Raw genomic sequence first — 17270 nt, forward strand, 5'->3', positions numbered from 1 at the left:
CGCGCCCCAATCTACATGCCTCGTTATGTGTTGGATTCAGGCTTCTTTTTTTCCGTAGATAAAGCGGAGAAAGCGTGGGCATTCAGTGGGAAGTCGTCCGGGTCAAACCCGCTGTAATCTGACCCACGAACAACACCACCTGTCTGAGAGCCGAATGGTTTGCTTACCTTGGCGGTAGTGGTGCTTTGTTCGTGTCTGGTTTTTTTGATCTTTGGACTTGGGGCTCGACTTAACTGAGCGTCCTGTAATCGACGTCCCATCTCATCGGATTCGCCAAGCTTGTTCAAGTCTTGCTCCAGACTCAATACCTGCATCACTGACAGATACGCCCCCATTGTCACCCCAGCAGCACCCGACTCCAGTGAGCGTAAAGTCATGACAGACATACCCGCTCGCTCTGCCACCATTTTGGCGGTCAGCCTTCGACGTAAACGAGCCAGTTTCAGGCGTCCGCCGAACTCGGTAAGCAGTCGTTTAGTACGAGGAAGCAGTGGCGCTGTTTTTCTAGCCATGCAGCTAATATTCCTTCACTTCTGAGGTGATAGCGCCAGAATAATTGCAGTTATGGGCTTTTTCAGTCGCCGCTTCTGCTGTTTTTGCTTTCCATTTCCTGTGTATCCCAGCGTTGCGTCTTGACCGCTTGATAAAGCATGCCGATGGTCAGCGGGACTTTGTCACCGCGACCCTTTGCTCTTCGCTTGAGATGCACATCAAACCCTTCCGGCTGAAAGTAGCGATAGGCGTCGTAGTCCACGAAGTCGATCCCGAACTGTTCTTCCAGCGCTTCCATCAGGTGTCGCGCATCGGCACCGTTGCAGCCTAGGTCGAAGTTGATCGAGGTGGTGAGGTTAATGGTTTTGCGTTCGGGCAGGCCGAGCTCTTCGTGTAGCAACTGCATGAGCAGGTGCATGGTGTGATCGTCGGGGAAGTTGGGGGCGAGGTTCATGGTGGAGGTGTCCGGTTGGGCTTACGCGGATCTTATTGGGCGTCTGGCTTGGGGGGAAGGGAGGATCTGTTGATCGCTTCCACACAGACATCCGATCGATCCACGGTTTTTTTGACTTGCAACGCATCAACATGGAATTCGCGGGAAGGCTCACGCTCACCGCATATGATTTCGTTCATCTGTTGCACGCTTTCCATTAGCTCATCGAAAAATTTGCTCATGGTTATCTCCGGTGTTCGATGACGACTTTTGACGTTCGACGTTCCAAGGGTCGAACGCGGAGCGTCCGTAGAGGCATTCCCACGCAGAGCGTGGGAACGATCTTCACTCGGCGTCAGGCAGGTGCTTTCCAGTCCATCATGCGTTGTTGGGCGACTTGGAGCAGGTCGCAGCCGTCCTGGGCTAAGAGGAAGAGCGCGTGGGTGATGTGCGGGATGTCTTCGACGTCGCCGTGTTTGAAGCAAACGCAGTGCAGGGTTTTGAGAAGGTCACTGGAGGCTCGGATGCGCTGGAGGGCGGCTTCGAGGATGTCCTGAGGGTTGGCCTCTGTGTCGATGACCAGGGGCGGGGAATCGGTGAGGTTGGTTTTGAGTGGACGGTAGCGTTCGGTGAGCTCATTAAATGCGTTCATTGTGCAAACTCTCAAATGAATCAAAAAAGGTGTCGCCACCATCGTGACCAAGCGATGGGAGGCGGACTGTGTTCGGGTTGGTCAACCGGTGAGAGAGCACACATTTGCCGGCACGCCCGAAGGCGTCCCAAACACAGCCACCATAAAATATGCAGACACTTGAGGTGTCGGCAGCATACAACGGAAGCGTATCTGTGCTCCATTCGGGTGACCAAGCCCGAGCCGCTGAATCAGCAGCGACAGTCACGACTATAGATACGAGCCACCAGCCAGCGATAGACGACAAAGAGTCCCCGCTTGTAGGAACGGGCCGAACCTTCGTTAGGCCGTTTCTATAGGAATTTTCCGCGACGTATTTTCTCGCGTTTTTCCGCCATCAGCTTCCTTGCGTCCTCATCAGAAATGCTCGGCCGTGGATCATCAATGCTGGCTTGAACCTGCCTGATGAACCACGCCTCGTAGGCAGCCTTGTCGATGGGAGCCCCACAGCATTTGCATGGTGTTTTTTCCTTCATCGGTTTCATCTCTAATTGTTTACAGTTGAGCTGCCGACCCCCGCACCCATCACTCAACCAATGTGCTGATACGCCGAAACATCCAGCAGGCTAGTGCTCAACCCGGTCTCTGGCGCGTAGATCGTGCCTTTCACCGTCGAGAAGCTGACCCCTTTGCTGCCCAGCGAAACGTAGCGTTCGCCTTGATCCAGTTCGGTGAAGTAGGTGTAGGAGTATTTGTGCATCAGCTGGTACTTCGCTTCGTCGCGGGCCACGGCGTTGCTGAGGTTTTCCAGGTCGGCCTGGGTCAGGTTCAACGGTTTGTCCAACTGCACGCCCCAACGCTTGAGGCAGACTTCGGCGAGGTGGCGGACGATCCGGCCTGGCTCGGCCAGGGTTTTCGGGCCGTTAGTGCCAGTAGGGGACGCGTTGCCCGCCAGGGTGGCGTGGCGGCCGGCCATGGGGTAGATATGGGTTTTGGTGCCTGTGGCAGTTTGCGGGATGACGCAGCAGAAGCCTTTCGAGCGTTCGTCCTGGGCATAGAAACCTACATACTCTTTGACGTTGGCGCCGAGTTTGACTTTGTCCTCCTGAAAGTTACCGGTGCCCGGCACTGGATCAAGGGCAAAGATGTTCACCGGAATGTTTTTAAGTTCATTGTCATTGAGCATGGCATTGGCCAACATGTGGCAACTTACGCCGCCGCGGCTCCAACCCACCAGATTGACTTGGGTGGGAATAACACCGTCTTTGCGGAACGTCTTGATAATTTGTTCCTGTAATTTTTGTTGGGTCACGCTGCGGTCGCCATAGTTGTATTTGCGCCAGAACCACGAGCCTTCAACTTTCACGTCTTCGATGGGAATGCCGGCAGCTTTCAGGCGGTTATATTCTGCTTCGGTCAGTTGCTCGCGCTGCCAGTCGCATCGGCCTTTGATGATGTTGATCGCGTGTTGAACGTTCTCCGCCCAGCCTTTGCCGAACAGTGAGCCACTGAGGCCGTAGTCCTTGGACTTGGTAAAGAGGTCATCGGCTTGCAGGTTACCGCTGCCGGGACCGTCGACCACAATCCATTCGGCGAACTCGCGTCCGGTATGGTGAGAGGCAAGTGTGGAAACCAGTTCACCGTCCCAAAAATTTTCATGAGTGTCGTCGAACTTGGTCGAACCGGTGCCGCAAAAGAAAATAGTTAATGTAGTCACTGTAGTGCTCTTGATTGGTTTAAGAGCTTGCAGACTAGTATTTGTTATTTGAATAATGAAGTGGTTAGTTGTTTCGATGTTTGTGAGGGGTCTATTCTTGCAGTCAGTGTTCTATTCGTTGTCTTGCTACGTCGAGAAGTTCGCATCCGTCCTGCGTTAATAAATAAAGCGCATTTACTATATGTGGAATGTCTTTCACGTCAGCCTGTTTGAAGCACAGGCAATAAAGTGTTTCGAGCAGGTCGCTGGCGGCGCGCAGGCGTTGGTGAGCGGCGTCGAGGACGGCGCCGGTGCTGGCGGCGGTGTCGATGACCAGCACGGGCGTTTCGCTGTAGCTGGTTTTGAGCGGGCGATAGCGGTCTTGCATGAGGTCAGTCCCTGTGTTCAACGGCGCGGCAAACTATAGAGGCGTGCGTTCAGCCGTCGCAATACCGCGCAAATGGACGGGGTTTGTAGGGGATTTACCTGCGCTGTCGCCTTTTGCCTACGTGTACCCCGAGGCTTTTTTCAGCAATACCCCTAGAGGTCGAATTTCCTACGTGTTTGTCAGGCGCAGCGCATCAATCCTCTGTATGGTGCGCGCCAGAATCTGTAGGGCGTTTCGAAAACGTCTGTCCAACGCTTAAAGGGAATTAAGTATGCAATGGCAACGTATGGCCGCGATTTTGTTGCTGTGGGCGGGTGTTTGTCGTTTGACGGGCGCGGCTGACGCGAGCAACTCGGTGGTCCTCGCCAATATGGATCGCACCGGTTGGCCGGATGCCCTGAACAGCCAGGCGAACGTGGACACCGCGTCCCGCGCCGAAGTGTTGATGTTCGGCAAGGCACTGCTGGCCAGCGAGAGGCTCGACGAGCAAAGTCTGAAACAACGGCTGGGCGTGCAGGAAGTGAAGCTCAAGTCGGTCAGGCAAGTGCGTGACGGGCTGTGGGATCGGTTGCTGTCCACCTACCGCAGCGCCAGTCAGAACTGCGACGGCGAACCCTTCTGCCCCCGTGTGCGAAACGTCGCCGACTTGCGTCAGTTGGCAGCGGCCTTCACGGGCGAAATCACCCCGGCTCATGCGGTTTGGGCGAGCAAAAGCCAGACATTTCATGAGCAGGCGCTGAATGAGCAATTGCGTGTGGCGGTGTTGGTGCCCTGAGCTTATTCAATTGTTTGTGGTGACTTTGCTGGCCTCTTCGCGAGCAAGCTCGCTCTCACATTTTGAAATGCATTTCCCTGTGAGAGCGTGCCTGCTCGCGAATGCATTCTGCCAGCCATCCAATCCCTCAAGCCTTACCTTGTCCTCGCTGCATCCGCTGTATTATCCCGTATCGTTTTGTTCCCCGACCTTTTCTCGACTCGCTGCGTTTGCCGGCTAGGCTTTGGGCTTCGCAGCGGTCAACGGAGTGACAGCTTATGCACAACACCCTGGAACAGGTTTTCGGTTATCCACAGTTCCGGCCCGGCCAGGAGGCGGCGGTCAGCGCGGTGTTGGCCGGGCGCTCGGCAGCGGCGATTTTCCCCACAGGCTCGGGCAAGTCCCTTTGTTATCAATTGCCGGCGCTGTTGCTGCCGCACCTGACGCTGGTGGTCTCGCCGCTGTTGGCATTGATGCAGGATCAGTTGGCCTTCCTGCAACGCCACGGCATAGCGGCGGGCAGTATTGATTCGGCCCAGAGTCGTGACGACGCAAGCGATGTGATGGCCCGGGCCAAGTCCGGCGAGCTGAAGATTTTGATGATCTCTGTGGAGCGCTTGAAGAACGAGCGTTTCCGCAATTTCTTGCAGCAGGTGCCGATATCGTTGTTGGTGGTGGACGAGGCGCACTGCATCTCGGAGTGGGGCCACAACTTCCGCCCCGACTACCTCAAGCTTCCCGACTATCAACGTCAGTTCAACATTCCGCAGGCGTTGCTGCTGACGGCCACCGCGACGCCCAAAGTAATCGCGGACATGGAGGCCAAATTCGCCATCGCCCCGGAAGATGTAGTGACCACAGGTTTCTACAGGCCGAACCTGAATCTGCTGGTCGAGCCGGTACGCGGTCAGGACAAGCGCCGACGCTTGGTCGAATGGATGAGCGAACGTCCGGGCCAGCCGAGCATCGTCTACGTCACCCTACAAAAAACCGCGGAACACATCGCCGAACACTTGGGTCGCAATGGCATTCAGGCTGAGGCCTATCACGCCGGTTTACCCCACGAACAACGCGAAGCCATTCAAAAACGTTTCATGGGCGGGCAGTCCAATTGCATCGTCGCGACCATCGCCTTCGGCATGGGTATAGACAAGAGCGACATCCGCAACGTCGTGCATTTCGACCTGCCCAAATCCATCGAAAACTACAGCCAGGAAATCGGCCGCGCCGGGCGTGACGGGCAGCCCTCCGACTGCCTGGTACTGGCCAACCGCGACAGCCTCAACGTGCTGGAAAACTTCGTCTACGGCGACACGCCGGAGCTGGATGGCATTCGCTGCGTGCTCGACGAGTTGCAAGCTGCTGCGCCCGAGGGGCAGTGGGAGTTTCTGTTGGGACCTTTGGCGGACCAGAGCAACATTCGCCAATTGCCGCTCAAGACCTTGCTGGTGCAACTCGAACTGCGTGGTTTGATTGCCCCGCGTTACGCCTATTACGCCGAATACCGCTTCAAGTATTTGCAAGAACCGGAAGCCTTGCTGGCCCGCTTCGAGGGCGAGCGCAAAGACTTTGTCGCCGCAATCATCCAGACCTCCAGCCGCGCGCGGACCTGGGCCACGGTGAATTTCGATGCGCTGTATGAGCAGCATCAAGCCGAGCGCAACCGGGTGGTCAAGGCGCTGGATTATTTCCAGGAGAAAGGCTGGGTCGAACTGGAAAGCAAGCAGATGACCGAGGTCTACAGCCTGCTGCAATCGAATGTCGACAGTCAGGCACTGAGCGCCGAACTGCACGCCTATTTCACCCAGCACGAACGCACCGAGATCGCGCGGATTCACGCCATGCTGGATCTGTTCGCCACCGACCACTGCCTGGGTTATCGCCTGGCCGAGTACTTCGGCGACGAAAACGCGCCGCGACAGTGCGGGCATTGTTCGGTGTGTCATGGGCACGTGGCGCGGTTGCCAACGCCACCGGAATTGCCCGCGCTTGTGGATAAAAACTTCGAAGCACTGTGCGGTGATTTTATCCACAGGCATGAACAGCACACCGGCAATGTCCCGTCGGCTGAGCGGGTAACCCGGTTTTTGTGCGGGATCAGCGTGCCGTTGTTTACCAAGCTGAAGGCGCGTTCGATTCCGGGGTTTGCTGCGCTGGAAAATTATCCTTACGCCGACGTGCGGGAATGGGCTGAAGCGCATCTGCCCAGTTGAAACGCGGACCAATGTGGGAGCGGGCTTGCTCGCGAAAGCGGAGTGTCAGTCGACATCATCGCTGACTGTCACATCGCTTTCGCGAGCAAGCCCGCTCCCACAGGGATCTTTGGTGTATTCGCGGGTAGATCCATCCGCTGAATGTTGCTCATCACAGGAATAAATTTCAAAAATGCCCTGCGGCTGACTATGGTGAGGGCTGTCTTCGGATCGCCAACAAGAGAACAAACATGAGCCAGACACCGTTCAACATTCAGCGCGCCGCCGTCATCGGTGCGGGCACCATGGGTCGTGGCATTGTCATGTGCCTGGCCAATGCCGGCGTTCCGGTGCAGTGGGTCGATAACAACCCGCAGATGCTGGAACAGGCGCTGGCCAACGTGGCGGATACCTACGCGCACAATGTGCGACAGGGCCGGATCGATCAGGCCGAGGCGGACGCACGTATCGCACGGGTCACGGCGGCGGCTGATTATGCGGCGATCCGCGATGTTGATCTGGTGATCGAGGCGGTTTACGAAAATCTGGAGCTCAAGCAAAAGATCTTCCGCGAACTGGACGGGCTGCTCAAACCTGAAGCCATTCTGGCCAGCAACACTTCAGCGCTGGATATCGACGCCATCGCTGCGGCGACTCGCCGTCCGGTTCAGGTCCTGGGCCTGCACTTCTTCAGCCCGGCCCATATCATGAAGTTGCTGGAAATCGTCCGCGGTGCGCAGACTTCGCCGGCAGTGCTCGATGCGGCGCTGGAGCTGGGCAAGCGCATGGGCAAGGTCAGCGTGGTGGCGGGCAACTGCAATGGTTTCATCGGGAACCGCATGCTCAATACCTACGTGCTCGAAGCGCGCAAGATGCTGCTTGAGGGGGCTTATCCCTATCAGGTGGATGCGGCGCTGCAAGGATTCGGTTTTGCCATGGGGCCGTTCCGCATGTACGACGTGGTTGGCGTCGACCTGGGATGGCGCGCTCGGGAATTGGCTGGAACAGGGCAGGATGCACCCGAGGTACAGGTAGATAACCGTCTGTGCGAACTGGGGCGTTTTGGTCAGAAGAGTGGCGACGGCTATTACCACTACGAACCGGGCAGCCGACAGGCTGAGTACGATCCGGAAGTCGATGCGCTGGTGTTGCAGGTCAGCGAAGGGTTGGGCTTCCAGCGTCGTGAGATTAGCCCTGAGGAAATTCTCGAGCGTTGTCTGCTGGCGCTGGTCAATGAAGGGGCGAAAATCCTTCAGGAAGGTATTGCGGGGTCGGCGCACGACATCGATCTGGTGTACCTCAACGGTTATGGTTTCCCGGCGGACAAGGGCGGGCCGATGGCGTGGGCGGATCAGCAAGGGCTGGCGGATATTCATCAGCGTTTGATGGCGCTGGAGACCCGGCAGGGTGATCACTGGAAACCGGCGCGCTTGATTGGCGAGTTGGAGGCGGTGGGTAAGGGGTTTGCTGACAGGTAATTGATGCAGCGCCTGTGCCGGCGCTTTCGCGAGCAGGCTCGCTCCCACATTGAACCCCGGTGATACACAAATCTGTGCTCACTGAAGATTAGAGGTGGGAGCGAGCCTGCTCGCGAAGAACGATAACGCGGTTTTCGCCTTAGACTGGCAATCCAACTCCAGGAATCGACACTGATGTCCAACCCGATGCCCCAGCGCACCGACTACCCGCACTTCCAGCCCATCACCACCCGCTGGCACGACAACGACGCCTACGGTCACGTCAACAATGTCACTTACTACAGCTTCTTCGACACGGCAGTGAACACCTACCTGATCGAAGTCGGTGACCTGGATATCCATGACGGCGAGGTGGTGGGTTTTGTGGTGAGTTCGTCTTGCGATTACTTTGCTTCCATCGCCTTTCCGGACCGGATCGAGATCGGTCTGCGTGTGGGCAAGCTGGGCAACAGCTCGGTGCAATACGAGCTGGCCGTGTTCAAGGCCGGGGAAGACGAAGCCTGCGCGGCGGGGCGCTTCGTGCATGTGTTTGTGGATAGGGTGTCGAATCTACCCGTGGCGATTCCCGCCGGGTTGCGCGATGCAATGGAGCGCTTGGTAGTTTGACAGGCAAAAAAAATCGCAGCCCGAGGGCTGCGATTATTTGATTTACCGGTCCACGAGGCGATTCAAGCCTCAGTCGTCATGGCGATGTTTATTCTTGCGATGGCCGTAGGCATGGCCGCGACCCCGATGGCCGTCACGGTAGTAGCGACGATCATCATGACCACGACGATAGGAGCGACGATCATCGTCGTCATCGCTCTTGTTGCCCATGTAGTTACCCAGCGCGCCACCGGCGCCGCCGCCTGCTGCGGAGCCGATCAGGCTGCCGGTGGTGCCGCCCATGCTGCGGCCGACCACGTTACCGCCTGCTGCGCCCAACGCACCGCCAATGGCTGCTTCGCCACGGCTGCGTTTGTCTGCGCCAACAGCACTACCACCCGCGCCGCCCAGGGCCGCGCCAATGGTGGAACCTGTATTGCCGCCTAATGACTGACCGACGACCGAGCCCAGAACCCCGCCCAATGCGCCGCCCACACCTGCTTCGGTGGTGCCGCCGGCAGAAGCGAAGCCACTGACCAGGCCAAGGGACAACAAGAGAATCGAGGAGAACTTCATAGAGGAACCTCAAGGGGATGACGGCGCGATCCTGAGGCTGTGTCATGGTCGTGACAATCGAAATCCGACGAGTAACACGACTTGAGCACATTTCTATAAGTTGCTGTTTTTTGGGCGGAACTTAAGTGTTTTTCGCCGGTCTTTAGCTACTTCGGACAGGCCGTTTTTGTGAAAAAACGGCCTTTTTTGTGGGCGATTGGAAAGTTGCCGAATGGTTCCGATCATGTATTGCCATGTCGGACGCCTTCGCGGGCAAGCCTCGCTCCTACAGGTTCTGTGTCGTACGCATTTTCGTACATGACACGGATTCTGTAGGAGCGAGGCTTGCCCGCGAAGAGACTAGACCTGCAGTCGCTTTAAGCCGACTTGGCCAAAATCAATCCAGTCTCACTCGCCATTTCCAGCCGGATCGCCACAAACTTCGACGTCGGCGTATGGCTGCCATCCCCGGTGCTTTCCAGCGGCACCAGCGGATTTACTTCCGGATAATAAGCCGCCGCCTGCCCGGCAGGAATATCAAACGCCAGCAACGTAAAGCCCTTCACCCGACGCTCACGCCCATCATCCCAGATCGAAACGATGTCAGCCTTCTGCCCAGGCTTGAACCCCAGGCGAATGATGTCGGCTTCATTGACGAACAACACATCCCGCTGACCTTTCACCCCACGATAACGGTCATCAAGCCCATATATCGTGGTGTTGTACTGATCGTGAGAACGCATCGACTGCATGATCAGATCCGGCAAAACGCCCGTGGCGCGGGTGCGTTCGTGTACCAGGTCTTTAGGCAGCACGTTCGCCCGGAAGTTGGCGCGCCCTGACGGGGTGTTCCACTTGCGCGCACCGGCGCTGTTGCCGAGGTAGAAACCGCCAGGGTTTTTGACCCTCTCGTTGAAGTCACGGAAGCCCGCAATGGTATCGGCGATCAGGTCGCGGATGCGGCTGTAATCGGCCACCAGCCAGTTCCAGTCCACCGGTTTGCTGCCCAGGGTGGCGGCAGCGATGCCGGCGATGATCGACGGCTCGGAACGCATCTGGTTCGACAGCGGCTGCAACTGGCCGTTGGAGGCGTGGACCATGCTGAACGAGTCTTCGACGGTCACCGCTTGCGCGCCTTCGGTCTGGATGTCGATGTCGGTTCGACCCAGGCACGGCAGGATCAGCGCGTCTTTCCCGTGGGCCAAATGGCTGCGGTTGAGCTTGGTGCTGATCTGCACGGTCAGGTCGCAATTGCTCAGGGCCTGGAAGGTGCGTGTGCTGTCCGGGGTCGCTTGGGCGAAGTTGCCGCCCAGGCCGATGAAGACTTTCGCACGACCATCGGCCATGGCGTGGATCGCCTCGACCACGTTGTGACCGTTTTCACGCGGCACCTTGAACTGGAAGCGCCGCTCCAGGGAATCGAGGAACGCCACCGGCGGGCGTTCGTTGATGCCCATTGTGCGGTCGCCCTGCACGTTACTGTGGCCACGCACTGGGCACAGACCGGCGCCCGGCCGGCCGATGTTGCCGCGCAGCAGCATCAGGTTGGCGATTTCCTGGATGGTCGCTACCGAATGGCGATGTTGGGTAATGCCCATGGCCCAGCACATGATCACGTTCTTGCCTTTGGCGTACATGCGCGCCGCTTGCTCGATTTCCACCAGGGTCAGGCCGGACTGCTCGACGATCTGCGCCCACGGTGTGTCGTCGATGGCGCCCAGGTATTCCAGGACGTTGGCGCTGTGTTCATTGAGGAAGTCGTGATCGAAGACCGAAGGCTGGCCAGTCTGCTGCGCTTCGCGCTCCCAATGCAGCAGGAATTTCGCCATGCCGCGTAGCAGCGCCATGTCACCGCCCAGCGCTGGACGGAAATACGCCGTGTTGGTCGGCTTGTCGCCATTGGTGAGCATTTCGATCGGGTGCTGCGGGTGCTGGAAGCGTTCCAGGCCACGCTCTTTCAGCGGGTTGACGCACACCACTTGAGCACCGCGTTTCACCGCTTCGCGCAGCGGTTCGAGCATCCGCGGGTGGTTGGTACCCGGGTTCTGGCCCCAGACAAAAATCGCATCGGCGTGTTCGAAGTCGTCGAAGGTCACGGTGCCTTTGCCGACGCCGACACTTTGCGCCAGCGCCACGCCGCTGGCCTCGTGGCACATGTTCGAGCAGTCGGGGAAATTGTTGGTGCCGTAGGCGCGCACGAACAGCTGATACAAGTACGCCGCTTCGTTGCTGGCGCGGCCCGAGGTGTAGAACTCGGCTTGATTCGGGCTCGACAGCCCTTGCAAGTGCTTACCGATCAGCGCGAACGCCGCTTCCCAGCTGATCGGCTTGTAGCGATCGGTTTCGGCGTCGTAGCTCATCGGCTCGGTCAAGCGGCCCTGATACTCGAGCCAATAGTCGCTCTGTTCCAGCAACGAGCTGACGCTGTGCTTGGCGAAGAACGCGCCGTCGACACGCCGTTTGGTCGCTTCCCAGTTCACCGCTTTGGCGCCGTTCTCGCAGAACGCCACCATGCCGGCTTCGTTGGAATCGCCCCAGGCGCAGCCGGGGCAGTCGAAGCCGCCGTTCTTGTTGGTTTTGAGCATCATGCGCAGGTTTTTCAGCGCATTGTCACTGGTCAACCAGGCCCGGGCAACGCTGGCCAGTGCGCCCCAGCCACCGGCCGGGCCTTTGTAGGGCTTGTAGCGAGGGACGGGTTTCTGGTCGGCTTGACGGTGTTGACTCACGCTTGATTCTCCAATGCCGGGCTGTAGACCCGCGGCGCATTCTTCTGGGGCAGATGGATAAGGTTTAAGTTGTGGCGGCGGGCCCATTGCACGGCAAGGCCCGTGGGCGACGACAGGCTGACGAGGGTCTGGATGCCTGCGCGCAACACTTTCTGGATCAATTCGAGGCTGCAACGGCTGGTGACAATCGCCAGGCCACCCTCAGTCGGGATCTTCTGGCGGATCAGCCCGCCAATCAGTTTGTCGAGGGCGTTATGCCGACCGATGTCTTCGCGGCCCAGCAGCAATTCGCCCTGACCGTTCATGAACACTGCCGCGTGCACCGCGCCGGAGTACTGGCCAAGAGGTTGGAACGCGCCGATGCGCTGACGCAAACCATCGAGCCATTCGGCGGGCGGCAAGGGTGCGCCGGCCAACACCTTGAGGTCTGGCAACGCCTGCTCAACCGCCTCCACGCCACAGAGCCCGCAGCCGCTGGTGCCGGCCATTTGCCGACGCTGCTGCTTGAGGTTCCAGAACGCGCGGTTGGCGATGGTCACTTGCGCGAATTGCGCCGAGCCAGAGCCGCTGAGTTGCAGGTCATAGATGTCGGATACGTCTTCGATGATGCCGCTGCCGAGGCTGAACCCGACGATGAAGTCTTCCAGGTCCGTCGGGGTCACCAGCATCACAGCCTGACTGATGCCGTTATAAGCGATCGCCAACGCGACTTCTTCGGCGAGCGCGGTGCTGGCCGATTCGGTGTATTGAAGATCGCTGTAACTGTACGTCTGGCTGGCAGCGGGCGCGGGCGTGTCGAGGGCTGGCGCCGCGCAAACAGGGCGCTTGGTGTTCATGAGGCATCACCGACGGTTTAGTCAGCTTTAAGCCTATGCGCGTCAAGTTGTCACGTCTAATCGCTATTACTGATCCGTTGATAGATGGCGTCGATCAAGAGGCCATTAGCGATTGTTGATAAATCGCAAAACAGGCTTCTGCCAATGCTGATCTAGGGGCACTGCGGCGCATGATCAGCCCCAGCCGGGCAAGGGTCTGGGCGTTTTCGATGGGTTGCAGGCGCAAGTGATCGGTCAGGTTTTCCAGGCCGCCCTCCAGCGGCATCACTGCGCAGCAGAGACCGCCGTGTACCGCTTGTAACAATTGGTGGACGGCATCGGTTTGCAGAAGCGGTTGTGGCGTCAGGCCACGGCTGTGGAAGTTGTGGTCAATGGACTGGCGAAAATGCATGCCGCTGGTGAGCATGCCCAGCGGCAATTCGATCAATGACTCCCAACTCAACGGTGCCTCGCCGAAGCTGAAGAAGCGCTGATCGTAAAGCAAGCCCATGCGGGTTTCGCTGAAGGCCAGGGAGTCGAAGCGCTCGCCGTCCAGACGCTCTAGATATGACACGCCGAGGTCCAGGCGATTGTTCGCCAGCTGTTCGAGGATTTGTTCGGAACTCAGGGCCGAGAGTTCAAAACGCAGGTTCGGGTGCTCGGCATGCAGGCGTTGCATTAAAGGCAGCGGGTCGAAACTCGACAGCGGCACCACGCCCAGCCTGAGTGTGCCGACCAGATTGCCGCGACAGGCGGCAGCCTCGGCCTGCAAGCCGTCGTAGGCCGCCAGCACCGTACGCGCCCACGCCAACACACGCTCGCCCGGCGCGGTGAAGCCCTCAAAGCGCTGGCCGCGATTGACCAGTGGAAGATCCAGTTCTTGTTCGAGGCTGCGCAAGCGCATGGACAGGGTCGGCTGGGTGATGTGACAGCGCGCCGCGGCCTGGCCGAAGTGCCGTGTTTCGTCGAGGGCGATGAGGAATTTCAGCTGCTTGATGTCCATCTTCGCTCCAGGGCGCGGTGAAGGAGGGGATTCTAGCGCTTGCGCCAGATCAACGTCATTGGTCGGGTTGGAACCGGGGGTTACCAGCTTGGTCTAGTCTTTTGCGTCTGGAACCTAAAACCCAAGGAGAGCAAACGATGAGCCTTTTCAGTTTTCTAAAAGAAGCCGGTGAAAAAATTCTCGATGCGCTGACGCCGGACAAGGCCGAAGCCAACAGCGAGGCGCTGACCAAGCACATAAAGGACGCCCTGACGGGGATCGACACTTCCAAGATCCAGGTGAAGGTCGAGGGTGAAAAAATCATTGCCACCGGCGAAGCCGCCAGCCAGGAAGAGAAGGAAAAAATCCTTCTTGCACTGGGTAACGTGGCCGGTATCAGTGGTGTTGATGACCAGATCACGGTGACCGGACCGGTGGCCACACCCGCGAAGTTTGTCACGGTTGAGAAGGGCGACACGCTGAGTGCCATTTCCAAGCGTGTGTATGGCGATGCCAACAAGTACAACAAAATCTTCGAGGCTAACAAACCGATGCTCAAGCATCCGGACAAGATCTATCCGGGTCAGTCGTTGCGGATTCCTGTGTAACCCTCGACACCGTGTAATGGCCTTCGCGGGCAAGTTGGATCGCCGCACCGCTCGCTCCTACAGGTCCATGTCGTGCGCGAATATTGCGTACACACTGAACCTGTAGGAGCGAGCGGTGCGGCGATCCGACTTGCCCGCGAAGCAGGCGATAAGGTCTAAAGCCCTGCAATAAGCTCCCGATAATCCCCCACTGCCGCAAACTCCGCCGTGTCCTTCGGCCCCTTGCGACTGTCCGGCTCACTCACCGCCAACAAATGCGCCACCCCAAAACTGCGCGCACTGCGCAGGATCGGCAACGTATCGTCGATAAACAGGCTACGCGCCGGGTCGAAACCGATGTCGGCCTGCAACGCCTCCCAGAACTGCGGATTCTCCTTGGGAAAACCGTAGTCATGCGAGCTGATCAACCGCTCGAAGTAGGGCGCCAGTTCAATCCTTTCCAGTTTCAATGACAGCGAATCACGGTGCGCATTGGTGATCATCACCACGCGCTTGCCCGCCTGTTTGATCGCCGCCAGAAACGTGTCTGCATCCGGGCGCAGGGCGATCAGGTGAGCAGTTTCCAGCTTCAGTTCACGCACCGACAGCTTCAGCTCGGCGCTCCAGAAATCCAGGCAATACCACTGCAACTGACCGGCGTTGCGCTCGAACAGCGGCTGCAATTCCATCTCGGCCATGGCTCGGCTTACTCCGTGCAACTCGGCGTAACGCTGAGGCAGGTGCTCCATCCAGAAATGGTTGTCGTAGTGCAGGTCCAGCAGCGTGCCGTCCATATCCAGCAGAACGGTGTCGATGTCGCGCCAGGGCAGCAGGGACATAAAAAACTTCTCCAGCGGTAAAAGGATATCCGAGGTCAACAATCAGGATAGGCCGGGTATAGTAACCCGCTATCGCCAAGGAGCCTTTTATGCGCCAGAAACCCACCGTACTTGCCCGCGAGATCGTCGCCACCAGCCGTTTGTTCTGCGTCGAGGAGCTGAAGCTGCGCTTTTCCAATGGCGTGGAGCGCACCTACGAGCGTTTGGTCGGCAAAGGCGCCGGGTATGGCGCGGTGATGATCGTGGCGATGCTCGATGCGGATCACGCCGTACTGGTCGAAGAGTATTGCGGCGGCACCGATGCCTATGAGTTGTCGTTGCCCAAAGGCTTGATCGAGCCGGGCGAGGACGTGCTGGCGGCGGCCGAGCGTGAGCTCAAGGAAGAAGCCGGGTATGGCGCGCGGCAGCTGGAGCACCTGACCGAGTTGTCGTTGTCGCCCGGTTACATGAGCCAGAAGATCCAGGTGGTGCTGGCCACCGATCTGTACGAAGAAAGCCTGGAGGGCGATGAGCCCGAGCCGATGGGCGTGGACAAGATCAACCTGCGCGAGTTGTCGGCCCTGGCGCAGAACCCGCGATTCACTGAGGGCCGTGCCTTGGCGGCGCTGTACCTGGCCCGTGATCTGCTGACTCAGCGCGGGGTATTTCTGCCATGAATTTCCCGCATCCGTTGATGGCGCCGGTGGTTGAACTGGCGTTGAAGGCTGGCGAAGCGATTCTGCCGTTCTGGCGCTCAGGCGTGGTGGTTACTGCAAAGTCTGATGATTCTCCGGTCACTGCAGCAGACCTGGCCGCTCATCATTTGATTCTGGATGGGCTGACGGCGCTGGACCCGAGCATTCCGGTGCTGTCCGAAGAAGACGCCAACATTCCCCTGAGCGTGCGTGCCGGCTGGCAGCGCTGGTGGCTGGTCGATCCGTTGGACGGGACCAAGGAGTTCATCTCTGGCAGCGAGGAGTTCACCGTCAACATCGCGCTGATCGAGCAAGGCCGGGTGGTGTTTGGCGTGGTGTCGATGCCGACCAACGGGCGCTTTTATGTCGGTGGTGCCGGCCTGGGCGCGTGGCGTGGTGATAAAGGTGCCGAGGCGCTGCCGATTCAGGTTCGCGAGGTTCCCGCGCCGGGCGAAGCGTTCACCGTTGTTGCCAGCCGTCGGCATTCAAGCCCCGAGCAGGAACGCTTGCTGGCCGGGTTGAGCGCCAGTCTGGGTGAACTGCAACTGGCGAACATCGGCAGTTCATTGAAGTTTTGCCTGTTGGCGGAAGGCGCGGCGGATTGTTATCCGCGCCTGGCGCCGACTTCGCAGTGGGACACGGCGGCGGCCCAAGGTGTGCTGGAAGGGGCGGGTGGCGAGGTGCTGGATTTGAGCGGTGCGCTGTTTTGTTATCCGGCGCGGGAGTCGTTGTTGAATGAGTTCTTCCTGGCGCTGCCGGCGAAGGCTGCATGGCGCGAAAAACTGCTGGAACTTGCGCGTTTCTGATCGGGACGAGATAACTTTCCCCAAAACAAACCAGCTGAGTGAAACCAATGTGGGAGCGGGCTTGCTCGCGAAAGCGGTGTATCAGTCAACATTGATGTTGAAGCTGATGACCCCTTCGCGAGCAAGCCCGCTCCCACAGGTTTTGTGGCTACGCAGGTTTAGCGGTGGAGGACGTACTGCCCGGTAAACCTCACCGCATCGTCATCGCTATCGGCATTGACGATCCGCGAGTGCAACGCCAGCCTCGCCCGTCCATACCGCTGATACGTCGCCAAAAACTTCTTCCACACCACCGCGCTTGGCGCCTGACATATCGCGATCGCGTCCATGGTCACCGGCAGCGGGTAAGTGATGTGCCCTTCATGAATAACGATGTGCCCGCCTTCCACCCCTTCTTCACGCAAACGCAAATGCAGCCAGCCCCAACCGGCCAGCACAGCGCCGCAATACAGGCTGCCGCCGAACATGGTGCTTTTGTGATTGACGTTGGCTTCCAGCGGCAAGTGCAGGCGCAGTTGCTGGTCGTGCCAGTCGAGTACTTTGAGGCCCATGTCCCGCGTCAGCGGAATATCGTGATGGAGGACTGATTCCAGGTGGCGACGGTCGCGGCTCATTCACGGGTCTCTTTTTTGAAGAT

General features: G+C 58.6%; 19 protein-coding genes and 1 pseudogene. 7 read left to right on the forward strand and 13 right to left on the reverse strand.

The window, feature by feature from the left end; all coding sequences use genetic code 11:
- Window positions 1–23: 23 nt before the first annotated feature.
- From ACYZTM_RS16590 to ACYZTM_RS16620, 7 genes and pseudogenes are all read right to left on the reverse strand, one after another.
- Complete coding sequence (locus ACYZTM_RS16590) at window positions 24–512, reverse strand: helix-turn-helix domain-containing protein (RefSeq protein WP_461983519.1); 489 nt, start codon at window positions 510–512, stop codon at window positions 24–26.
- 62 nt (window positions 513–574) lie between these two features.
- On the reverse strand, window positions 575–946 hold the full coding sequence (locus ACYZTM_RS16595; protein WP_461956637.1) for a DUF1493 family protein: 372 nt from the start codon (window positions 944–946) through the stop codon (window positions 575–577).
- Window positions 947–1053: 107 nt separating this feature from the next.
- Window positions 1054–1167, reverse strand: a pseudogene (locus tag ACYZTM_RS16600) (transcriptional regulator); the annotation flags it as partial.
- 113 nt (window positions 1168–1280) lie between these two features.
- Window positions 1281–1577, reverse strand: coding sequence for a hypothetical protein (locus ACYZTM_RS16605; protein WP_131063277.1), 297 nt, complete (start codon window positions 1575–1577; stop codon window positions 1281–1283).
- Window positions 1578–1909: 332 nt separating this feature from the next.
- The gene (locus ACYZTM_RS16610) at window positions 1910–2101 is read right to left on the reverse strand and encodes an antitoxin PaaA2 family protein (protein ID WP_461983521.1); all 192 of its coding nucleotides are present in this window, start codon (window positions 2099–2101) and stop codon (window positions 1910–1912) included.
- Between the two features lie 44 nt (window positions 2102–2145).
- Window positions 2146–3273, reverse strand: coding sequence for a hypothetical protein (locus tag ACYZTM_RS16615; protein ID WP_461983523.1), 1128 nt, complete (start codon window positions 3271–3273; stop codon window positions 2146–2148).
- Between the two features lie 103 nt (window positions 3274–3376).
- Window positions 3377–3640, reverse strand: a complete 264-nt coding sequence (locus tag ACYZTM_RS16620) for a hypothetical protein (protein ID WP_131063280.1) — start codon at window positions 3638–3640, stop codon at window positions 3377–3379.
- A gap of 271 nt (window positions 3641–3911) precedes the next feature.
- On the opposite strand from ACYZTM_RS16620, the gene ACYZTM_RS16625 reads away from it, so the two are divergent.
- From ACYZTM_RS16625 to ACYZTM_RS16640, 4 genes are all read left to right on the forward strand, one after another.
- Window positions 3912–4415, forward strand: coding sequence for a polysaccharide deacetylase (locus ACYZTM_RS16625; RefSeq protein ID WP_461983526.1), 504 nt, complete (start codon window positions 3912–3914; stop codon window positions 4413–4415).
- A 257-nt stretch (window positions 4416–4672) separates the two neighbouring features.
- Window positions 4673–6607: a RecQ family ATP-dependent DNA helicase gene (locus ACYZTM_RS16630; protein WP_461983528.1), complete on the forward strand. Its 1935-nt coding sequence runs from the start codon at window positions 4673–4675 to the stop codon at window positions 6605–6607.
- Window positions 6608–6837: 230 nt separating this feature from the next.
- Complete coding sequence (locus ACYZTM_RS16635) at window positions 6838–8064, forward strand: 3-hydroxyacyl-CoA dehydrogenase (protein ID WP_461983530.1); 1227 nt, start codon at window positions 6838–6840, stop codon at window positions 8062–8064.
- 174 nt (window positions 8065–8238) lie between these two features.
- Window positions 8239–8670, forward strand: a complete 432-nt coding sequence (locus tag ACYZTM_RS16640) for an acyl-CoA thioesterase (RefSeq protein WP_131063284.1) — start codon at window positions 8239–8241, stop codon at window positions 8668–8670.
- Between the two features lie 69 nt (window positions 8671–8739).
- On the opposite strand, the gene ACYZTM_RS16645 is transcribed toward ACYZTM_RS16640, so the two are convergent.
- The 4 genes from ACYZTM_RS16645 to ACYZTM_RS16660 all read right to left on the reverse strand — a co-directional run bounded on the left by ACYZTM_RS16645 (window position 8740) and on the right by ACYZTM_RS16660 (window position 13748).
- Window positions 8740–9225, reverse strand: a complete 486-nt coding sequence (locus ACYZTM_RS16645) for a glycine zipper domain-containing protein (RefSeq protein ID WP_131063285.1) — start codon at window positions 9223–9225, stop codon at window positions 8740–8742.
- A 356-nt stretch (window positions 9226–9581) separates the two neighbouring features.
- Window positions 9582–11930: an FdhF/YdeP family oxidoreductase gene (locus ACYZTM_RS16650; RefSeq protein ID WP_461983532.1), complete on the reverse strand. Its 2349-nt coding sequence runs from the start codon at window positions 11928–11930 to the stop codon at window positions 9582–9584.
- The gene (fdhD, locus tag ACYZTM_RS16655) at window positions 11927–12766 is read right to left on the reverse strand and encodes a formate dehydrogenase accessory sulfurtransferase FdhD (protein ID WP_131063287.1); all 840 of its coding nucleotides are present in this window, start codon (window positions 12764–12766) and stop codon (window positions 11927–11929) included. The genes ACYZTM_RS16650 and fdhD overlap by 4 nt, the downstream gene beginning before the upstream one ends.
- A gap of 94 nt (window positions 12767–12860) precedes the next feature.
- Window positions 12861–13748, reverse strand: a complete 888-nt coding sequence (locus ACYZTM_RS16660; RefSeq protein WP_131063288.1) for a LysR family transcriptional regulator — start codon at window positions 13746–13748, stop codon at window positions 12861–12863.
- A gap of 137 nt (window positions 13749–13885) precedes the next feature.
- Here ACYZTM_RS16660 and lysM point away from each other — a divergent pair, with 137 nt between their 5' ends.
- The gene (gene lysM, locus ACYZTM_RS16665; RefSeq protein WP_461983535.1) at window positions 13886–14335 is read left to right on the forward strand and encodes a peptidoglycan-binding protein LysM; all 450 of its coding nucleotides are present in this window, start codon (window positions 13886–13888) and stop codon (window positions 14333–14335) included.
- Between the two features lie 155 nt (window positions 14336–14490).
- On the opposite strand, the gene yrfG is transcribed toward lysM, so the two are convergent.
- Window positions 14491–15153 (reverse strand): GMP/IMP nucleotidase, encoded by a 663-nt coding sequence (gene yrfG / locus ACYZTM_RS16670; protein ID WP_131063290.1) that lies wholly within the window; start codon window positions 15151–15153, stop codon window positions 14491–14493.
- A gap of 89 nt (window positions 15154–15242) precedes the next feature.
- Between yrfG and nudE the strand changes: the two genes are divergently transcribed.
- Window positions 15243–15809 (forward strand): ADP compounds hydrolase NudE, encoded by a 567-nt coding sequence (nudE, locus tag ACYZTM_RS16675; RefSeq protein WP_109627374.1) that lies wholly within the window; start codon window positions 15243–15245, stop codon window positions 15807–15809.
- Window positions 15806–16633: a 3'(2'),5'-bisphosphate nucleotidase CysQ gene (cysQ, locus tag ACYZTM_RS16680; RefSeq protein WP_461983538.1), complete on the forward strand. Its 828-nt coding sequence runs from the start codon at window positions 15806–15808 to the stop codon at window positions 16631–16633. Before nudE ends, cysQ begins: the two co-directional genes overlap by 4 nt.
- 158 nt (window positions 16634–16791) lie before the next feature.
- On the opposite strand, the gene ACYZTM_RS16685 is transcribed toward cysQ, so the two are convergent.
- Window positions 16792–17247: a YiiD C-terminal domain-containing protein gene (locus tag ACYZTM_RS16685; RefSeq protein WP_131063292.1), complete on the reverse strand. Its 456-nt coding sequence runs from the start codon at window positions 17245–17247 to the stop codon at window positions 16792–16794.
- Window positions 17248–17270 lie beyond the last annotated feature (23 nt).

The sequence above is a fragment of the Pseudomonas sp. MDT2-39-1 genome, assembly GCF_054898085.1.